Annotated in this window: 16 protein-coding genes; 7 read left to right on the top strand and 9 right to left on the bottom strand. The window is 59.1% G+C overall.

The genetic code is table 11. The features are described from left to right. Window positions 1-71: 71 nt before the first annotated feature. Window positions 72-2288, bottom strand: coding sequence for a DNA internalization-related competence protein ComEC/Rec2 (locus tag ACWKV9_RS03430; RefSeq protein WP_483834666.1), 2217 nt, complete (start codon window positions 2286-2288; stop codon window positions 72-74). A 152-nt stretch (window positions 2289-2440) separates the two neighbouring features. Here ACWKV9_RS03430 and ACWKV9_RS03425 point away from each other — a divergent pair, with 152 nt between their 5' ends. Beyond that, entirely contained in the window at window positions 2441-2965 is a 525-nt protein-coding gene (locus tag ACWKV9_RS03425) for a DUF2062 domain-containing protein (protein WP_483834665.1), read from the top strand. Between the two features lie 126 nt (window positions 2966-3091). Here the strand turns inward: ACWKV9_RS03425 and ACWKV9_RS03420 are convergent, their stop codons facing one another. The 3 genes from ACWKV9_RS03420 to ACWKV9_RS03410 form a co-directional block, all read right to left on the bottom strand. Continuing rightward, complete coding sequence (locus ACWKV9_RS03420; protein WP_483834664.1) at window positions 3092-3871, bottom strand: ABC transporter permease; 780 nt, start codon at window positions 3869-3871, stop codon at window positions 3092-3094. After that, window positions 3868-4800, bottom strand: a complete 933-nt coding sequence (locus tag ACWKV9_RS03415) for an ABC transporter ATP-binding protein (RefSeq protein ID WP_483834663.1) — start codon at window positions 4798-4800, stop codon at window positions 3868-3870. Before ACWKV9_RS03415 ends, ACWKV9_RS03420 begins: the two co-directional genes overlap by 4 nt. A 193-nt stretch (window positions 4801-4993) precedes the next feature. Continuing rightward, entirely contained in the window at window positions 4994-5617 is a 624-nt protein-coding gene (locus tag ACWKV9_RS03410) for a glutathione S-transferase family protein (RefSeq protein WP_483834662.1), read from the bottom strand. A gap of 256 nt (window positions 5618-5873) precedes the next feature. Between ACWKV9_RS03410 and ACWKV9_RS03405 the strand changes: the two genes are divergently transcribed. The 3 genes from ACWKV9_RS03405 (at window position 5874) to ACWKV9_RS03395 (ending at window position 10410) form a co-directional block, all read left to right on the top strand. After that, entirely contained in the window at window positions 5874-8321 is a 2448-nt protein-coding gene (locus ACWKV9_RS03405; protein WP_483834661.1) for an acyl-CoA dehydrogenase, read from the top strand. A 205-nt stretch (window positions 8322-8526) separates the two neighbouring features. Further along, the gene (locus tag ACWKV9_RS03400) at window positions 8527-8937 is read left to right on the top strand and encodes a PA2817 family protein (protein ID WP_483834660.1); all 411 of its coding nucleotides are present in this window, start codon (window positions 8527-8529) and stop codon (window positions 8935-8937) included. 384 nt (window positions 8938-9321) lie between these two features. Then, entirely contained in the window at window positions 9322-10410 is a 1089-nt protein-coding gene (locus ACWKV9_RS03395) for an LLM class flavin-dependent oxidoreductase (protein ID WP_483834659.1), read from the top strand. 161 nt (window positions 10411-10571) lie between these two features. On the opposite strand, the gene ACWKV9_RS03390 is transcribed toward ACWKV9_RS03395, so the two are convergent. Continuing rightward, window positions 10572-11477, bottom strand: coding sequence for a LysR family transcriptional regulator (locus ACWKV9_RS03390; RefSeq protein WP_483834658.1), 906 nt, complete (start codon window positions 11475-11477; stop codon window positions 10572-10574). A gap of 299 nt (window positions 11478-11776) precedes the next feature. Here ACWKV9_RS03390 and ACWKV9_RS03385 point away from each other — a divergent pair, with 299 nt between their 5' ends. The 3 genes from ACWKV9_RS03385 (at window position 11777) to ACWKV9_RS03375 (ending at window position 15082) form a co-directional block, all read left to right on the top strand. After that, complete coding sequence (locus tag ACWKV9_RS03385) at window positions 11777-12385, top strand: cysteine dioxygenase family protein (protein WP_483834657.1); 609 nt, start codon at window positions 11777-11779, stop codon at window positions 12383-12385. Next, window positions 12382-13980, top strand: coding sequence for a rhodanese-related sulfurtransferase (locus ACWKV9_RS03380; RefSeq protein WP_483834656.1), 1599 nt, complete (start codon window positions 12382-12384; stop codon window positions 13978-13980). The genes ACWKV9_RS03385 and ACWKV9_RS03380 overlap by 4 nt, the downstream gene beginning before the upstream one ends. Window positions 13981-14128: 148 nt before the next feature. Further along, window positions 14129-15082, top strand: coding sequence for an ABC transporter substrate-binding protein (locus tag ACWKV9_RS03375; protein WP_483834734.1), 954 nt, complete (start codon window positions 14129-14131; stop codon window positions 15080-15082). Between the two features lie 283 nt (window positions 15083-15365). Here the strand turns inward: ACWKV9_RS03375 and tssE are convergent, their stop codons facing one another. From tssE to tssF, 4 genes are read right to left on the bottom strand one after another with little or no spacing between them, the layout of a single operon-like run. Beyond that, complete coding sequence (tssE, locus tag ACWKV9_RS03370) at window positions 15366-15791, bottom strand: type VI secretion system baseplate subunit TssE (protein WP_483834655.1); 426 nt, start codon at window positions 15789-15791, stop codon at window positions 15366-15368. Between the two features lie 2 nt (window positions 15792-15793). After that, window positions 15794-16330 carry a type VI secretion system lipoprotein TssJ gene (tssJ, locus tag ACWKV9_RS03365; protein ID WP_483834654.1) on the bottom strand — a complete coding sequence of 179 codons (537 nt, stop codon included), beginning with the start codon at window positions 16328-16330 and terminating at the stop codon, window positions 15794-15796. After that, a complete protein-coding gene (gene tssG / locus ACWKV9_RS03360; RefSeq protein WP_483834653.1) occupies window positions 16311-17408 on the bottom strand; it encodes a type VI secretion system baseplate subunit TssG in 1098 nt (365 codons plus the stop codon). Before tssG ends, tssJ begins: the two co-directional genes overlap by 20 nt. Next, window positions 17372-19141: a type VI secretion system baseplate subunit TssF gene (gene tssF / locus ACWKV9_RS03355; RefSeq protein ID WP_483834652.1), complete on the bottom strand. Its 1770-nt coding sequence runs from the start codon at window positions 19139-19141 to the stop codon at window positions 17372-17374. Before tssF ends, tssG begins: the two co-directional genes overlap by 37 nt. Window positions 19142-19156 lie beyond the last annotated feature (15 nt).

Genomic DNA, 19156 nt, shown 5'->3' with positions numbered 1-19156 from the left:
TGAAAAAAAGTGGCGCCACTCTAACATAGGGTCGTTGGCTCGCCGAAGCGCGCGATGAATAACCAGCCGTTTCACTCACGCCAGAACCGTCGCGTCCTACGTTCGGCCCGGGGTTCTGCGAAGGCGCCCAATTGCAAGGTGATGGCCCCAAGCGTTGCGCTGTCGTAAGCAGCGATGCCCATCCATTGATAGCGCGACATCACCAGCGGGTGCGGATGGCCGAAGCTGTTGTTGCGACCACGAGAAATCAGCACTCCGCGTGGCGCCACCTCCCGCAGGAAAGGCTTGGACGACGAGCTGCGGCTGCCGTGGTGCGGTGATTGCAGCCAGTCGGCGCGCACGTCGAAACCGTCGTCCAGCATTGCACGCTCAGCCTTGACGTCGATATCCCCGGTCAGCAGCAGGCGCTCGTCATTGGCCTCGACGCTGAGCACGCAGGACGCCTGATTACCCTCGGCGGCACCTTCCCAGATCCAGGTGGAAAACTTCACCTCGTTCCAGCTCCAGATTTCGCCGTTACGACAGGACTCGGCCTGCAACAGCTCAGGCAATCTTCCGACATCGCCCCCCAGCACGCGCTGCACCGGCATCCCCTGAACGATGGCCGGAGCCCCACCGGCGTGATCGGCGTCGGCATGGCTGAGCAACATCACGTCCAGCGATTGCAGCCCGGTTTTGCGAATTGCCGGCAGCACAACGCGCTGCCCGGTATCGAATTCGCCAAAGCGCGGGCCAGCGTCATACAGCAAACTGTGGTCCCGGGTGCGCAGCAAAATCGCAAGTCCCTGGCCGACGTCCAGTTGCAACACCTCGACCTGCCCTTGCGGCACGGATTTTAGAGGCGGGAAGACACACAGCACTACCATCGGCCAACCCAAAAGCCGCATCGGCACGCCGCTGGGCAACAGCAGAAGCACCCCGCCAATCACGCTGATGCACCACGCCCACAATGGTACCGACGGGCCAGTCCAGGCGGGCACCCATCCGGCGGCCAACGTCAGCAAACGGAACAGCCACTCCATCGAACCGCCTGCCAGCCACAGCACCCCCTCGCCCAGCGGCGGGATGGCCAGCGCCAGTGTTCCGAGCAGCGCCATGGGCAACGTCACCAGACTGATCCAGGGAACCGCGATCAGGTTGACGGCTGGCCCACTGACGCTGACCGGTAAATTGAGCGCCAGCAGAATCGGCAGCAAACCGACAGCAATAAGCCATTGGGCGCGGGTCCAGCTTTGCAGCCAACGCCAGGCGCCAAGACGGCCACTGAAAATCAGAATAAGAATGCCCACTGCAGCAAACGACAGCCAAAACCCAGGTTTGAGGCTCACCAAGGGTTCGAAGAGGAGCACCAGATTAAGCGACAGCAACACTGGCCAGGTCACGCCCAACTGGCGAAAGCGCAGACGCCACAGCAGCACCATGCCAATCATCACGCAGGCGCGTCGCACTGGCACTTCGAAACCGGCAAGAAAGCCGTACCCCAGCGCGCCGGCAAACGCGAGCATGCAGGCCGCTGGCAGCCACGGAATGAATCTCGGCCAGGCCCCCAAACGCGCAAGCCCGGCGATCAGGCCGTAAATCATTCCGCTGAGCAGGCCAATGTGAGTGCCGGAGATCACCAGCAAATGCACGGTGCCGGTGTCTTGCAGCGCTTGCCAATCGGCGGGACTGAGCCCGGAATCGTCCCCCAGCACCAATGCGGCGAGCCCGCCTTCACGGCCTTGAGCGTCTACTTGCAGCAAGCGCTGGCGAATTGCGTCGCGCCACGATGGCGCGGTCGATGCCAGCAATTGGCCGTCCAATACCGTGCCAGTTGCGCCGATGCGCTGGGCCAGCAGCCAGGCTTCGTAATCGAACGCGTCAGCGTTGACCAATCCGCCGGGAGCTTTGAGTTTGACCGCCAGGCGCCACTGCTCGCCGCTGCGAACCTGAGGGCCGTCGTACCAGGCCACGCGAATCATCTCGGGCAGATTCGCGCGCCGAGACCGGGCGCCTTTGAGCTGAAATCGCACGACGCCGTCAGCACTTTGCGGCAGACCCACGACCTGGCCTTGCAGCCACAGCGTTTGCCCATCAAGCCGGGCATGCAGTCGATCGTTGAGCGCCGACTGTGCCGAAACACAGGCCCAGGTCAGACCCAACAGAAAGAATGCCAGCGGATAAGTGCGAAATGGCAACAACATCAACGCCACCAAGGGCATCAACAGCAGCAACCAGACGGGCGGCAAGGCCGGTAAAAATCGCAGGGCCAACAGCCCCAATGCTAGCGCCAGCATCCCTGTGCGCATGGTCTCTTCCCTGATAACTGCAAAATCCTCCCCACGGCTTAGCGCACCCTGAGGGTGACAGTTTTATTAATTGTCACAAAGTCTGAATTTCCAGCGATCAGTATGTGTGCATACTTTGCCCCGACTTGCCTGCCCATCGACCGGATGACCGTATGCCACGCCATTTGATCAAGCGTTACATGCCCGATCCGAACACCATCCGGGAACACAAATCCTTACGGTTTTTTGGCCGACTGCTGCACGATCCCAACCTCTGGCACCTCAATCGGCGGTCGGTTGCACGAGCCATGGGCGTAGGACTGTTCGCTGCGCTGATGCCGATTCCGCTGCAGATGTTACTGGCGGCGCTGCTGGTGATCTGGGTGCGTGGCAATCTGCCGATTGGCGTGAGTCTGGTCTGGCTGACTAATCCGCTGACGATGCCACCGGTGTTCTATTGCACCTACAAGATCGGCGCATTGCTGATGGGGTTGCCGCCCAGGCATTTTCCGGACGAGTTGAGCTGGGAATGGATCAGCGGGCAACTGACCACGTTGTGGCAGCCGTTCTTGCTGGGATCATTGGTGGCAGGCGTGGTGCTGGGGGTGATGGGGTATTTTCTGACGATGGGATACTGGCGATGGTGGGTCGGGCGGCAGTGGCGGTTGCGGCGGGAAAAGCGCAACAATCAGGTTTGAAACCTGTAGGAGCCAACTTGTTGGCGAGACGCCGGTACGGTCGATACAGATGTCTCGAGCCCGGTGACGCATTCGCGGACAGGTCCGCTCCCACAGGTGTTTCAGTCAATCAATAAAGCGTCCCGACTACTGGCGCATCCCTCTCCCACTCACCAGCAACCGCGCGCAGCCGAGGTACAAAACGATGGTCGCAACGACCATGAACGCCAGCGCAATGCTGATCTTGATGTCCGACACCCCGAGAATGCCGTAGCGGAAGGCGTTGACCATGTGCAGCACCGGGTTGGCCAGCGAGACGGTCTGCCAGAACGGTGGCAGCAGGTTGATCGAGTAAAACACCCCACCCAAATAGGTCAACGGCGTCAGCACAAAGGTCGGGATGATCGAGATATCGTCGAAGTTGCGCGCAAACACCGCGTTGATGAAGCCCAGCAGCGAGAAGATCGTCGCCGTCAGCACCACGACCACAACGGTCACGCCCAGGTGATGAACCTGCAAATCGGTGAAAAACATCGACAGAATCGTCACGATCACCCCAACCATCAAGCCGCGCAGGACGCCGCCAAGGGTGTAGCCGATCAGAATCGTGTGGGGCGACACCGGCGAAACCATCAACTCTTCCACCGAACGCTGAAACTTCGCGCCGAAGAAGCTCGATACCACGTTGCCGTAGGAGTTAGTGATCACCGACATCATGATCAGACCCGGCACGATGTACTGCATGTACGTGAAGCCACCCATGTCACCGATTTGACGGCCGATCAGGTTGCCGAAGATCACGAAGTACAAAACCATGGTGATTGCAGGGGGCAGCAGCGTCTGCGGCCAGATCCGCGTAAAGCGGCGAATCTCGCGGTAAACAATAGTGTTCAGTGCGATAAGGTTGGGACGCAGCTCGGAACTCATACCGCCACCTTCGACAGATTTTTTTCCACCAGCGACACGAACAGCTCCTCGAGGCGATTGGTTTTATTGCGCAGGCTAAGCACCTGAATGTTCATCGACGCCAACTGCGCGAACAGCTCGGTAATGCCTACGTTCTTGTCTACCTGTACCTCAAGGGTATGGCTGTCCACCAGTCGCGATGGGTAGCCTGTCAGGTTCGGCGGCGTCGTCATTGAATCTCGTAGATCAAGCAAAAAGGTCTCAACCGTCATGGTGTTGAGCAACTGCTTCATGCCGGTATTTTCGACGATAACGCCGTGGTCGATGATGCCGATGTTGCGGCACAGCTGTTCTGCCTCTTCCAGGTAGTGCGTGGTGAGGATGATGGTGATGCCCTTCTCGTTCAGCTCGGTGAGGAAGGTCCACATCGAACGACGCAACTCGATATCCACACCCGCCGTTGGCTCGTCGAGGATCAACAGGCGCGGTTCGTGAATCAATGCGCGAGCGATCATCAACCGGCGCTTCATGCCGCCCGACAACGAGCGCGATGGCGTGTCGCGTTTGTCCCATAACCCCAACTGCGTCAGGTACTGCTCGGCACGTTCTTTGGCGATCTTCGGCGGGATGCCGTAATACCCGGCTTGGGTCACGACGATGTCGAAGGTCTTTTCGAACTGGTTGAAATTGAATTCCTGGGGCACTACACCGATCGAGCGCTTGAGCTGCGCCGGGTTGCGGTCCAGGTCGTGACCGAAGATGTTCACAGTCCCGGAGGTCTTGTTGACCAGCGTGGAGATGATCCCGATGGTAGTGGATTTGCCAGCACCGTTGGGGCCGAGCAAGGCGAAGAAATCACCCTCGGCGACGTCCAGATCGATGCCCTTGAGGGCCTGGAAACCGTTGCCGTAGGTCTTGGTTAGCTGCCGGATGGACAAAGCAGAACTCATGACTTTAAAAGCACCAAATAAAGGAAAAAGGGAATAACGAACGGGGAAACCTGGCGAAGCACCGCCGGACTGCAAGGCGGCGTGGCGTTAAATTAGCCGATACCAGCACAATAAGCGGCAATGTTGCTGGCCCACGCCGCTCAAGTACAGCGACATATATTGATAGTACTTATCGACTCAACGCTGCGCACCTTCAGGTTAGCGGCGTCATCACTGCCTTCTGGAAGGCCGGACGTTGTTTCAAGCGTTCATACCAGGCTTGGAGGTGTGGCATCGCTGCGCGTTCAATCGGCATTTCAAACCAGCCATACGCGAAACATCCAAGGGGAATATCACCCATCCCGAATTCATCGCCCGAAAGGTACGGTTGCGAGGCCAGTGCATGGTCGACAATGACTAACAGTTGCTCGACGGTTTTGATCGCTGCGTTGATCTGCACCCAATCTTGCTTCTCGGCTGGCGTTCGCACCACGCCCCAAAACACCGGACGAAACGGACCGGCCAAGGTTGACGTGGTCCAATCCATCCATTTGTCCGCCAATGCCCGCGTCTGAGGGTCTGGGTGATACAGGTTGGTAGCGCCGCCATACTGCGCTGCCAGGTAGCGAACGATGGCATTGGACTCCCACAGCACGAAATCGCCGTCTTCGATCATGGGCACAACGCCGTTGGGGTTCTTGGCCAGATATTCGGGCTGGTCGTTGATTCCAAACGCCCCTCCTGCATTCAACGACTCGTACGGCAGACCCAGCTCCTCAGCGATCCACAGCGCCTTGCGCACGTTGGACGAATTGATGCGGCCCCAGATTTTCAGCATCGCAGCTCTCCTTTTTTATAAGCACAGGTTTTTACAGGCAAAGATTGGATTCACGGATCGACAGTCTAGTGTCCAGGTGTACCAGCGCGCGACAGTCTACGCCGCGAAGGCAGCGTTCGAGCCACAACTTCGCGTGCATCGGCCACCCTACGAACTCCCATGGCGGCCAGAGGTCACTATCGATGCGCGGGCCAGAGCCTTTGGCTTTGCCCTTGAGGGTGATCCGTTATCACCGTCATCACGGAGGACGTCTTTTATGTTGTGGTTGTGGATTCCGATTTTGCTGACCGGCGTGGCCTGGCTGGCCCATCGTCGCGTTGCACCCTTGCCCGCGCTGGGTGTGGTGGCGGTTTATCTGTTGGCGATGGGGGTGTTCAGTCATGCCCATGCCTGGCTGATGACGATTTTCTGGCTGCTGTGGCTGGCCGTGATGCTGCCGCTGGCTTTGCCTGATCTGCGTCGCCAGTACTTCAGCGCGCCGATGTTCGCCTGGTTCAAGAAAGTCCTGCCGCCGATGTCGCAAACCGAGCGCGACGCCATCGATGCCGGGACGGTCTGGTGGGATGGCGAACTGTTCAGCGGACGCCCCAACTGGAACACGCTGCTGGCCTATCCAAAGAGTCAGCTCAGCGCAGAAGAACAAGCTTTCATCGACGGCCCGACTGAAGAGCTGTGCGCCATGGTCACGGATTGGGAAATCGGTCAGGCCATGGACCTGCCGCCTCACGCCTGGGCGCACATCAAGGAGCATGGCTTTTTCGCGCTGATCATTCCCAGAGAGTACGGCGGCAAAGGCTTTTCGGCCTACGCCCACTCCCAAGTGGCGATGAAGCTGGCGACTCGCAGCGGCGATCTGGCCTCCACAGTCATGGTCCCCAACTCCCTCGGCCCTGCCGAACTGCTGCTGCATTACGGCACCGAGGAGCAACGCAATCACTACCTGCCACGCCTGGCGCGTGGCGACGACATCCCCTGCTTTGCGCTGACGGGTCCTCTGGCCGGCTCCGACGCAGGGGCGATGCCTGACACTGGCATCATCTGCAAAGGCCAGTGGGAAGGTGAAGAAGTCATCGGTCTGCGCCTGAATTGGGAAAAGCGCTACATCACCCTAGGACCGATCGCCACCCTCCTCGGCCTGGCGTTCAAGGCCTACGACCCGGAACACCTGCTGGGCGATGAAGAAGATTTGGGCATCAGCCTGGCGTTGATCCCCACTGACACAGCAGGCGTGGAAATCGGCCGTCGTCACCTGCCGCTGGGTGCAGCGTTCATGAATGGACCAAACTCCGGCAAAGACGTGTTCATCCCGCTGGAATACCTGATCGGCGGCCAGGACATGCTCGGCAAAGGCTGGATGATGCTGATGAATTGTCTGTCGGTGGGTCGTTCGATTTCGCTGCCGGCTGTCGGCACCGGTGCGGCCAAGTTCACCAGTCTGGTGACCGGCCAATACGCGCAAATCCGCGAGCAATTCAATGTGCCTTTGTCTGCGTTCGAAGGGATTCAGGAATCGCTGGCGCGCATCGGCGGCAACGCCTGGCTGATGGACAGCGCACGTATATTGACTGCCAATGCAGTGGATCTGGGGGAAAAGCCATCGGTGCTGTCGGCGATTCTCAAGTACCACCTGACCGAACGTGGCCGTGAGTGCATCACCCACGCCATGGATGTACACGGCGGCAAGGGCATCATCATGGGGCCCAACAATTACTTGGGCCGTAACTGGCAAGGCGCGCCGATTTTCATCACCGTGGAAGGCGCGAATATTCTGTCGCGCAACCTGATGATCTTCGGTCAGGGGGCCATTCGTTGCCATCCGTTCGTGCTCAAGGAAATGGCCTTGGTCGGGCGCGAAGATCAGGACCGCGCCGTCGCAGAGTTCGACACACTGCTGCTGCAACACATCGGTTTTGCGGTGGGCAACGCGGCGAGTACGTTCATTCTCAACCTGGGTTTCGGTCACTTCGAATCGATGCCGGGTGATCGACTGAGTCAGGGCTATTACCGCGCGTTGAATCGTCAGGCCGCTGCGTTCGCCATGCTTGCTGACCTGAGCATGATGCTGCTGGGCGGGGAACTGAAACGCCGCGAGCGTCTGTCGGCGCGGTTAGGCGATGTGCTCAGTCACCTGTATCTGGCGTCAGCGGCGCTCAAGCGTTATCACGATCTGGATTATCCGGAGCATCTGAGTTCGTTGTTCCGCTGGTCTATGGAAGAGGCGTTGGGCGAGTCTGAACGTGCGCTGGATGAGCTGCTGACTAATTTCCCGAATCGGGTGCTCGGTGCTTTGCTGCGCGTGGTGGTGTTCCCGTTTGGTCGTCGCCATAAAGGCCCGTCTGACCGGCTCGATGCCGAAGTGGCGCAAATATTGGGTCGTGCCAAAGGTGATCCGGCTCTGGAATCGCTGCTCGCTGGCTGCTATCGCCCTACCTCGCCGGACGATGCAGTCGGCGCGCTGCAACATGCCAGCGACCTGCTGACAGCCAGTCGCCCGTTGCACAGCAAATTGCACCACGGGGTAAAAGGTGGTCAGGTCAATCCGAAGGCGGGTGAACCGCTGATCGATGCAGCTTTGAATGCCGGGGTGCTGCAGGCAGTTGAAGCGCAAAAACTGCGTGATGCCGAAGCGGCGCGACGCAAGGTGATTGATGTGGATGATTTCGACAAAGAAGAGTTGAAGCAGGCAGAAGGCAAAGTTCGTTAAATTTGTAGGAGCGCGCTTGCCCGCGATTGCATTGGGTCTGTTAACAGTACAATCGCGGGCAAGCGCGCTCCTACAGGCTGACTAAGCTGCAAGCTTAAGGCTTGAAGCTTGAAGCTCCAGATTGCCCTCAGTCATGGTCGGGGTATCGGTGGCTGGGTGAGGGCCTTATACTCTCGCGCCTGTTTTTGTCTCTGAGGACTTCATCATGGCCGACGCCAATCTCGACCACACTCTCAACCTGCTGACGCACCTGCGCGGCATCCTGGTCGCGCTGGGTGAAGCCGAACAGGTCCCCGAAGAAAGTCATGAGCTGTTCATCGAGCGCTATGACGAATTGATGACCCTACTCCCCCAAGAACCCATTGAAAGCCAATACCTGGGCCAGGACCTGTTGTGTCAGGTCATCCAGCGCTATCCGCAAATCGCCCATCTGGTGCCCCGCGACCTGCTCTGGTATTTCGGCGGCGACTGCTTGCACTTCATGCCCGATGAAGAAATCGACTTGTACACCGCCCTGGAAGAACGCCGATACGAGGCCCAACAGAACGACGAGCCGTTCGACTGGAATCAGGAAAAACAATTTCTGACCATGGCCAAGGATGCGCAGAAGCACTGATTTATCGATGAACGCCTACAGTCCGGATGCCTGCCTGACGCACATGCCGCGCCGGACCCGAAACCTGTAGGAGCGCGCTTGCCCGCGATTGGGTTTCTCCAGCCAATATCTTTTCACCTCCCCCACCGCAATCGCGGGCAAGCGCGCTCCTACCGTTCGGGTGCCTGAACCGCGCATTCGTGTGAAACCGCTGGATGCTCTTTGGCAAAAGCGATTTTTAAACACTCTTATTTTAAAGCGCCGATTAAATAAATAATTTTCATAATTAGCTTAGCGCCAAATCGAATTTCACAGCGACGCCTCCTACCCCTATGTTGCTTGTTCGCACAGATGCGATGCGGATATCGCACGCCTGAGGAATGCCAAGCCGGGAAGGAGTTATTCATGAGCGTTGAATTCATCGGTTACATCGCCACCCAGCCAGGGTCGGAAATTCATCCCCGCAGCGGGCCTGCAATCCAGCCAGAATACGTTGAAAAAGTAGCGAAAGCCCACGAAGACGCTGGCTTTGACCGCGCGCTGGTGGCTTTTCATTCCAACAGCCCGGACAGCGCATTTGTCGCGGCGCACGCAGCCAGCGTTACCAGCAAACTTCAATTTCTGGTGGCCCATCGACCGGGGTTCATTTCGCCGACACTGGCGGCTCGGCAGTTTGCAACGCTGGACGTTTTCAACGGCGGGCGCACGGCGGTTCACATCATTACCGGCGGTGACGATCAGGAACTGCGCGCCGATGGCAGTTTTATCGGCAAGGACGAGCGTTACGCCCGGACCGACGAGTATTTGAGCGTGGTACGTCAGGAATGGACCAGCGACACGCCGTTTGATCATCACGGCACGTATTACCAATTTGAAGGTGCGCATTCGGCAGTGAAATCACCGCAACTGCCGCATATACCTTTGTATTTCGGCGGCGCGTCGCCAGCCGCGATTCAAGTGGCTGGTAAGCACGCCGATGTTTACGCCCTGTGGGGCGAGACCTATGAGCAGGTGCGGGACATCGTCAAACAGGTGCGCGCCGAGGCAGCGAAGCATGGACGCACAATACGTTTCAGCTTATCGCTACGTCCGATTCTGGCCGAAACCGAAGAGAAGGCCTGGGCCCGGGCCGACCTCATTTTGGAAAAGGCCAAAGCGCTGGCGCAGGCCAGTGGGTTTGAGCGCAAGGAGCCGCCAAACGAGGGCTCGCGTCGTTTGCTGGCGGCAGCAGCGCAAGGTGCCAGGCTGGACAAACGACTGTGGACCGGGATTGCCGGATTACTGGGCGCCAAAGGCAATTCAACATCCTTGGTGGGCACCCCCGAACAAGTTGCCGAAGCGCTGCTTGATTATTACGACCTGGGGATTACCACCTTTTTGATTCGCGGTTTCGATCCGCTGGAAGATGCCATTGATTACGGCAAGAAACTCATACCCCTGACGCGGGAGTTGGTTGCCAAGCGTGAGCTGGAACGGCGTGAGAAGGTGGCGTGAAACCAAACGCTACCGCTCTTTGTAGGAGCAAACGAGCAGCGCGAGGCTGCGATGCGGTACATCTGACACAACGCAATCGCAGCCTCGCGCTGCTGGTCAACGCCTATAGGACTGCGCGAGACAAGGGAAACGGGGACAGAATTAAATGCCCCGCCATCTGCTTAGGCCGCGTCTCGCGCCTGCTTCAACGACTCGGCCACGAAGGCGCCAAAGGACAGCACTGGCGCCTGAAGATTGCCTAGGAAGCGAGGATAGATCAGCCACAAATCCATGACTGGCTTGAAATCCTTGAGCGGCACGACGACCAGATGATCTCGATGAGCGCTGCGCTCAAGTAGCGGACGAGGCACCAGCCCCAAGCCCATTCCGTCTGCCACCAGACCCAATTGCAGTTCGGTGCCGAAGGTTTCCAGATTGACCTTAAGGCTCAACCCTTGATCGACCAAAGTCCGTTGCAGCCCCGCACGAAACCCACACCCGTCCGGGTTGAGTACCCAACCGCGGTCGTAGCAGTCGGCCAGTTTGATCGGCTTTTTCGGCAGGCTGGCCCTGTCACACACCACTACCAGCTCCATCTTGCCGATGGATTGGCCGACTATATTTTCCGGAAAAATCTTGCCTGCGGGGAATAACGCGGCTGCGGCATCCAGCTCGCCGTTTTCGATCTTGCCGATCAGGTGACTCCCCCAACCGGTCACAACCTGTGCCCGCAATTCAGGGAATTGTCCGCGCAGATGCTTGAGGGCATCGAGCAGCACCACATCGCCAATGGTTTGCGGCACGCCCAGACGCAGCAACCCGCTGGGCGGGGTATCGCTGGCGACCAACTCGCGTAACGAGTCCATCTCCCGCAGGATCGCCAGGCATTTCGAATACACCTGAAGCCCCATCGGCGTTGGCTTGAGTGGCTTGGTGTTGCGGTCGAACAACTCGACGCCCAGCGCCAGTTCGAAGTTCTGCACCCGACGCGTGATCGCCGGTTGCGTCAGCTCCAGGGATTCGGCGGCGAGGCTGATCGACTGGCTGCGAATGACCGCCACGAAGGCGTCAATATCATCAATTTTCATTCGGATCGCACATAGAAAATGGGGGGCAAGATAGGGAAAAAGCATAATTGCGAATTAACAATCTGGATAGCACAAGATGATGCAGAACGCGTGGGAGGGAGCTTGCTCGCGAGAGGCCATTACATTCGACACACACGTTTGTGGCTCTGACGCCTCGCGAGCAAGCTCCCTCCCACGGATCGGTATCCCAGTCGATATTAAAACCACTTTGGTTATAACCTAATCATTAAAAAGTAGCATATTAGCCCGCTACATTATGTTTATATTCGTCCACGCCTCAATCAAGCGCTGGGATAGACATGACGCACACCCGACACCCTGAACGCCTGCGTGAATTCATCGGCGCGCTCGCCGAGCTAATCGACGGCGAACCTCGCGATGGCGATCTGCTGCACCGTGGCGGCAAGCTGCTGGGGCAATTGGTCAGCTACGACGACTGGCTCCCCGATGAGTTCGCTGTACCGGACCCGACCCACTATCAGCAATTTCTGCTGCACGCCGATTCCCGGCAGCGTTTCTCGATCGTCAGTTTCGTCTGGGGGCCGGGTCAGACCACGCCGATTCACGATCATCGCGTGTGGGGCCTGATTGGCATGCTGCGTGGCGCCGAATACTCTCAGGGCTATGCTCGCAACGCCGATGGCCGTCTGGAAGAAGAAGGCCCCGCGATTCATCTGCTGCCCGGCCAGGTTGAAACCCTCTCGCCACGCAGCAACGACATCCATCAGGTGAGCAACGCGTTCGACGATCAGGTGTCGATCAGCATCCATGTCTACGGCGCCAACATCGGCGCAGTCCGCCGCGCGGTGTATCAACCTGACGGCACCGAAAAACTGTTTATCTCCGGCTACTCCAACGCCTATCTCCCGAATATCTGGGACCTGTCCAAAGAGAACCAAGCCCAATGACCGACACTGCCCAACACCACGCTGCGACCCGATCCTTCGCTGACATTCGCCGGGCGCTGCTCGCCAAAGAAGAAGTCGCGTTAATCGATGTGCGCGAAGAAGCGCCGTTCGCCGAAGCTCACCCCCTATTCGCTGCCAACATCCCGCTGTCGAAGCTGGAGCTGGAAGTGCTGTCGCGTATTCCCCGTCGGGACACGGCAATTACTCTGTACGACAACGGCGAAGGGTTAGCGCAGATTGCACAGCGACGGTTGCAGGACTTGGGATACAGCGATGTAGGATTGCTGGAAGACGGTCTGCAGGGCTGGCGCGATGCCGGCGGTGAGCTGTTCATCGATGTCAACGTACCGAGCAAGTCTTTTGGCGAGCTGGTGGAGCACCATCGTCATACGCCGTCGCTGGCCGCTGAAGAAGTGCTGCAACTGATCGAATCCAAAGCCGACGTGGTGGTGCTCGACGCCCGCCGCTACGACGAGTACCAGACCATGAGCATCCCCACCGGAATCAGCGTGCCGGGTGCCGAACTGGTGCTGCGTGCTCGCGAACTGGCGCCGGACCCGAAAACCCGAATCATCGTCAATTGCGCCGGTCGCACCCGCAGCATCATCGGCACGCAGTCGTTGGTGAATGCTGGCCTGCCTAACCCGATTTCTGCACTGCGCAACGGCACCATTGGCTGGCTGCTGGCTGGGCAAACGCTGGAACACGGTCAGGCACGACGCTTCGCTGAAGTCAGCGACGATACCCGCAATTTCGCCACCGCCGATGCGCGTAACGTCGCCGACAAAGCCCGCGTGCAGCGCGGGACCCGAGCCGACCTGCAACACTGGCAAGCGGACACGACACGCACTACGTACCTGTTCGACGTGCGGACCCCGGAAGAATTTTTCGCCGGCCACGTGCCCGGCGCGCGCTCTACGCCCGGCGGTCAACTGATTCAGGAAACCGATCACTACGCCAGCGTGCGCGGCGCGCGCATTGCCCTGGTAGATGACGACGGCGTACGCGCCAATATGTCGGCTTCCTGGCTAGCGCAACTTGGCTGGGACGTGTTCGTGATCGATGACTTGCAGGCTGAGGACTTCAGCGAAAAAGGCGACTGGGACGCGCCGATTCCGACGCCGCCGCAGTTCGAAGAAATCGACGCCGAAACACTGGCCCAATGGCGCAAACACGATGACGTCGCGGTGCTGGATTTCACTACTAGCGCCAACTATGTCAAAGCCCACATCCCCGGCGCCTGGTGGGTATTGCGCGCGCAACTGAAGGAGGCGCTGGCAAAAGTCCCGGCCGCAGAGCGTTATGTGTTGACCTGTGGCAGCAGCCGTCTGGCGCGCCTTGCGGCCAGGGACGTGGAAGCGCTCACCGGTAAACCTGTGTTTGTGTTGAAAAACGGAACGCCGAGCTGGTTCGCCGCCGGTCACGAGCCTGAAACCGGAGAAACCCATCTTGCCTCGCCGCGCATCGATCGCTATCGCCGCCCCTATGAGGGCACCGACGCGCCGCGCGAAGCGATGCAAGCCTATCTGGACTGGGAATTTGGCCTGGTCGAACAGCTTGGCCGCGACGGCACCCACGGTTTTTATGTGATCTGACCCACTGGAGCGTGGTGCGGGTCGTCACGCTCTGCCCATCATTATCCGACCCCTTTTCCAGGCGGAGGTTAATCACCCGATACTGCTGAGCTGGAGCTTTACTTCTATGTATTCACCTATTGATCTCCGCGCGCACGCCCGGCACCTGATGCTGGCTGCTGTGCTGCTGTTGAACCTGCCCTTCACCGCTCAGGCAGCCGAGCTGCAACCGCTGCTGGTGGCCAATCAGAAATCTGCGCTCAAGGTGCTGCTGCAAGTGTCTGGCGAGCTGGAGAACGTTCCATACGAAATCCGCTTCTCTGAGTTCCCTTCCGCCGCACCGCTGGGCGAAGCACTGAACGTTGGCGCTGTGGACATCGGCGCACTGGGCGACGCGCCCTATGTATTTGCACTGGGGGCGGGGGCGCCACTGAAAGTAGTCAGCATCACCCACGTCGAAGGCCGCTACACAACTGCGCTGATCGTGCGCAACGACTCACCGATCAAGTCGGTGGCCGACCTCAAGGGCAAACGCATCGTGACCGGGCGTGGCTCGATCGGCCATTACCTGGCAATTCGCGCGCTTAATGAAGCGGGCCTGAGCACCGCCGACGTGAAATTCCTTTACCTGCTGCCCAGCGAATCGCGCCTGGTTCTGGATAACGGCGACGCCGACGCCTGGGCAACATGGGCGCCGTACACCACGGTTGCTACTCAACATGACGCACGCATCTTGCCTACCGGCGGCAACCTGCTGACCAATCACTCCTACCTTGCCGCTACAAGCAAAGCCATCGCCGAGAAGCGCGAGCAGTTGGACGACTTCGTCGCACGGGTCGACCGCGCGTATCGCTGGACCAATGCGCACCCGGCCGAGTATGCCGCCGCGCAAGCCAAAGTCACCGGCCTGCCGCTTGAGGTGCATCTGGCGACCGCAAAAGAAACGCACATGGAACCCGTGGATATTAATGACAGCGTGATCAGCGGCCTGCAAAGCACGGCCGATATCTATGAGCGCGAGGGCATTTTGAGCCGCCACGTCGATGTCTCCCAGGGTTATGACAAAACCTTCAACGCCGTGCGCAAGGCGGCGTCTGCTGCGGCTCAACAAGCAGCCCGATAAACGTTACAAACCGGAGACATCCTTTACGTTTTCAACCTGACACACCGCGTCACCAGCTTCGCGGGCAAGCCTCGCTCCAACGGTACCCGTGTCGCAATACCGTGGGAACAGACTGTCCGCGAATGGGCCGGGACGTCCGGCATATTTATAGCGTTTGACGGATAGCCTTCGCGGACGGGTCCGCTCCCACAGTGAATTCGTGGCGCCGCTGATAGCTGGGTTCAACACAAATACCGTGGGAGCGGACCTGTCCGCGAAGGGGCCGGGACATTCGATATTTTTTTTAACTCTGTCGCTTGAGATGGCGCATCAATACCTTGCCTTCGGGCGCCACAGTCGTGCCGAAGGTGGCGCGTTTGCCCCCTTTGAGTTGCACTTCCAGCGCGTATTCCAGATGACCCGGTTGCGTTTGCGGCAGCAGCCGAATGTTCACCACTGCCAAGCGTGGTTCGTACTTGAGCAAGGTGTCGACCATGATGCTCATCAGCGCGTGAGCCGTGGCGGGCAGGCCTTGTAAAACGACACCCATGTCAGGCAAACCGTAGTCGGGCAGATGACTGAGCGTACCGGCGCGGCTGTTGAGAATTCGCTGCAGATTGTCCAGCACAGACAAGGTGTACTGGTCCGCTTCATCAACGCGATGCAGGTCCAGTTCGCCGTGGAAATTCTGCAGGAGCATTTCGTAGAGCGAAGGATTGAGCTCGCTCATTGTCATTGCCTGGTCTGCGTACGAAGGGTCAGCTGGTTGTCTCCCAGCTCGATCAATCGCGGTCGATCCGGATGCAGGTCGTCACGGGTCAACATCAGCCGCCAGCTATCGGTGCCGTCGTCTGGCGTGCGGACCAGCGCCACCGCCGCGACAAATTGCGCCTCCTTGTGCAGAGGCACACTCAGCTGCACCCCTTCCCCCGGCTTGACCACTTGGGAGTGTTCGGCGAGCAAGTCGGAGCCCAGTACCTTGTCGCCTTCACTGAGGATCTGGTCGTAGGTCGCCTTGTTCAGCAATTTGCTATCCCGGAGCTGATAAACCCTCACCAGCGTCGGCACCGACAACGCGCGCATGTCAGTCGGGTCGGTGTTCAACGCCGTTCGAGCGCCGATGTCCAGGTGCAGGGTTTTCACCTGCTTATAGAAAATCGCTTCGGTGGTGGATGTGGTGGCATCAGTCACACTCTGGACCAGTCCGCAGCCGCCGAGCAACGTGACGAGTGCGATAGGCATCACTGCATTACATACGATACGCGACATGGTGTATTTCCCTGTTCCGTGGGTTGCTGCGCAGGCCCAGGTAGCGGCCCAGGTTGATGGTGATAGTGGTGCGATTTTCGACTGCCAGGGCCTCATCCTTCAGCCCCAGAACACAGGTCATGCCCAACAAGGCGGGCGAGCACCCGAGCAATGGCAGCGGCAGGCTGCGAACGGGCAACGACAGCTGCAATCTCGCTGTGCAACGCCAGCCCAGGTAAACCTGCAACAAGACCATCAGGTCTTTGTGCAATTGACCATCAGGCAACCAGCCCGACGCCTCTTTGCTGTCTTCGGTGAATAACGCCAGCTGCAGCTGACTGTTGGCGTCGTGCCCGACACCGCCCAACGGCGTGCCCTGAGCAAGGCTCACTGGCCGCTCGCGAGACAGGCTGGCGGGGTGCGCCAAGGTGATTTTCTGCGGCCAGTGCGGGGTTACGTTTGCCAGCGTATTGGGGGCCAACAGCGCGACCAGCGCGACAATGCCTTCGGCGTTGCGAGTAGGCAGGCGCATGATCCCGAGCAATGCGAGAAAGCGCGACATCGGCGTGGCGATCTGCCTGGCCGTACCAGGAATGCCCAGCCCGATCAGCCCCAACAGGCACTGAGATGTCGCATCTGTCCCGCCCGCCTCGAACGAAGCGGGGTACGAATACTTGCGCCAGATCCGGTAGAACTGGGTAAAAATCCGGTGATTGAAAACATCGAGAAAAGCTTCCAGCGCCTCGTGCCCTTCACGACGCTGAGCTATGTCATCCAGAAACGCAGTGGGCAACGGCGAATCGACACCGTACAGACCCAGCAGCCGGGTACGGACAGTGGCCGGGCGCAGCGGGTGTTCATCGCACGTCTCAATGGCCTTGAGCTCGCTCGCCGGAAACCCCATGCCGGGATCGGGACGAAAGCGCACCGGGTCATTCGCCACATGCTCCGTGCTGCCGAGCGGTGGATGATCGGGCATGGCCTGTTCCAGCAACTGACAGAAGCGGTACAAATTGGCCTCGGCCATTCGGCCCTTCAGCGCGTCCAACAAACCGTCGGCTTTCAACCGGGAATGCGCTGATTGTGGTTCTCGTTCCATCGCAGGCACTTCCCGGTGGGTTGGAGGATCAGCGTGAGCTGGTTGTAGAGGTGGATATCGGCATACAGCGCGAAGAACCGGTTGAGCATTTCGCCGAATAGACTGATGTCGCCCTCCCCCGCGAAACCGCTGGCATCGAGCGTGACTTCGATATCTACGCCGCGTAATAGAAAGCCCTTTTCGAAACGCTGGATCAGGTGATGGCGGACCTCGACGATGGCGGCCAGCCGACGCCCGTTGAGTTCGCTGCCGGTCCAGTCGTAAAGTGCCAGCGTGCCGCGCAGCACCTCAGCGCTGTCGAGCATGGGCAAGAAGTTCGAACCCAGATGACTGAGCAATCGCCAGTGAAAGCGGTCTCGATTGGGCGGATAACAGGGCAAGGTCGGCGCACACAGATTGCGTACCCGCAGGCCGAACTGACTGGACTGCACCAGTGTGTCGAGCAAAGTGCTTTGCAAGGCCTTGCGCGGCAATTGGCCGTTGGTGCCGGTCAGGCGTAGTGACAGGCTCTCATGGGTCCGCAATTGATCTTCGTCGAAGCCTTCGCCGCCCAGGATCAACCAGGTTTCATGGAGCCCGTTGGCACCCCGCTTCAAGCGCGTGTGGAAATAGCGCTCAGGGGCCTCGTCACGCAGCATGCCGCCTTTGTGACGAAAGCTGGTGAACGGCACAAAGTCATGCCGCTCCGCATTCTTCGAACCGGTAACCCGATCCACTGAATAGATTTCGGTATGGCCATCCTGCAGGCGCATGGGCCTCAGCAGATAGTCGGTCTGCAACGGATCGAGAATCAGCGGATCAGCCTCCAGCGCAAACAGGTTGATCACCGGAACGGCATGCAGACGAAGGTGCTCGCTGTTCAAATCAAACGCGTGAGGCCAAGGCTCGCTCAGCACCGCGTCCAGCTCGAACCACGGCGTGCCCGGCGCAAGGGTCAGTTGCTCCAGGCCATGCAGCGTGACGAACATGAATTTCTCGCGAAAGCTGAAATACTCCAGCAGCAGTTGATAGCCACTGAACGCACTGTCGCCCTTGGGCCAAAGGCGATCTTCTTCAGCAAAACCCTTGGGCGCGAAATGCCCATCCAAGGGCTGGCGATCAGCGTCCCCCGGCCTTCGCACGTAGAGCGCCTGAGTATTGAGCGTAAGCGCCTGGTGCAGCGCATTCGCCGTCGCGGCATCAGCATTCAAAAACATCGGGATAGAGCGCAGGTCGATCTGGCTCCAGTCGGTCAGAGGGCAGCAGGCGAAACGCAGGCGCAGCACTGAACGACCGTCGGCTTCCTGGGCAATTCGCAAGCCTTCCACCGCAAGAGGGCGCAGCGTCAGGTCTTGGGTGGTGGTGTAGCGGCAGCGAGTGCGTTGGGGTCCGATGGGCTGCGACAACACTTCGAAGCCTTGGCTGATGACCTGACCTTCTTTTACCAGTGCCAGCTCAGGTGCCAGTTCGACAATCGAGAGCGAAGGAATGGTGCGCAGGTAATGGGGCCACAGCAAACTGACCAGCCCTTCGGTCAGCTCCGGCAGATCATCATCGAGCTTCTCGCGCAGGCGTCCCATCAGAAACGCGAAGCCTTCGAACAGTCGCTCGACGTAAGGGTCGTGGGTGCCGGGCTTGTCCAGATTCAACTGGGCGGCGCGATCCGGAAACGCCTGGGCAAACTCCTTGCCTGCTTCGCGTAGATAGCGCATTTCGGCGTCGAAATAGCGCAGCGTCAAATTGTCCATGCTCAATATCCTTTTGAGTGA

The organism is Pseudomonas corni, from assembly GCF_057128765.1.
The sequence above is the reverse complement of the archived record's forward strand: the minus strand, read 5'-3'. Positions and strand labels throughout refer to the sequence as shown.

What these genes read in the sequence shown, in the direction of transcription:
- ACWKV9_RS03430 (WP_483834666.1), bottom strand. Translation starts at nt 2,288, where the DNA reads ATGCGCACAGGGATGCTGGCGCTAGCATTGGGGCTGTTGGCCCTGCGA.
- ACWKV9_RS03425 (WP_483834665.1), top strand. Translation starts at nt 2,441, where the DNA reads ATGCCACGCCATTTGATCAAGCGTTACATGCCCGATCCGAACACCATC.
- ACWKV9_RS03420 (WP_483834664.1), bottom strand. Translation starts at nt 3,871, where the DNA reads ATGAGTTCCGAGCTGCGTCCCAACCTTATCGCACTGAACACTATTGTT.
- ACWKV9_RS03415 (WP_483834663.1), bottom strand. Translation starts at nt 4,800, where the DNA reads ATGAGTTCTGCTTTGTCCATCCGGCAGCTAACCAAGACCTACGGCAAC.
- ACWKV9_RS03410 (WP_483834662.1), bottom strand. Translation starts at nt 5,617, where the DNA reads ATGCTGAAAATCTGGGGCCGCATCAATTCGTCCAACGTGCGCAAGGCG.
- ACWKV9_RS03405 (WP_483834661.1), top strand. Translation starts at nt 5,874, where the DNA reads ATGTTGTGGTTGTGGATTCCGATTTTGCTGACCGGCGTGGCCTGGCTG.
- ACWKV9_RS03400 (WP_483834660.1), top strand. Translation starts at nt 8,527, where the DNA reads ATGGCCGACGCCAATCTCGACCACACTCTCAACCTGCTGACGCACCTG.
- ACWKV9_RS03395 (WP_483834659.1), top strand. Translation starts at nt 9,322, where the DNA reads ATGAGCGTTGAATTCATCGGTTACATCGCCACCCAGCCAGGGTCGGAA.
- ACWKV9_RS03390 (WP_483834658.1), bottom strand. Translation starts at nt 11,477, where the DNA reads ATGAAAATTGATGATATTGACGCCTTCGTGGCGGTCATTCGCAGCCAG.
- ACWKV9_RS03385 (WP_483834657.1), top strand. Translation starts at nt 11,777, where the DNA reads ATGACGCACACCCGACACCCTGAACGCCTGCGTGAATTCATCGGCGCG.
- ACWKV9_RS03380 (WP_483834656.1), top strand. Translation starts at nt 12,382, where the DNA reads ATGACCGACACTGCCCAACACCACGCTGCGACCCGATCCTTCGCTGAC.
- ACWKV9_RS03375 (WP_483834734.1), top strand. Translation starts at nt 14,129, where the DNA reads ATGCTGGCTGCTGTGCTGCTGTTGAACCTGCCCTTCACCGCTCAGGCA.
- tssE (WP_483834655.1), bottom strand. Translation starts at nt 15,791, where the DNA reads ATGAGCGAGCTCAATCCTTCGCTCTACGAAATGCTCCTGCAGAATTTC.
- tssJ (WP_483834654.1), bottom strand. Translation starts at nt 16,330, where the DNA reads ATGTCGCGTATCGTATGTAATGCAGTGATGCCTATCGCACTCGTCACG.
- tssG (WP_483834653.1), bottom strand. Translation starts at nt 17,408, where the DNA reads ATGGAACGAGAACCACAATCAGCGCATTCCCGGTTGAAAGCCGACGGT.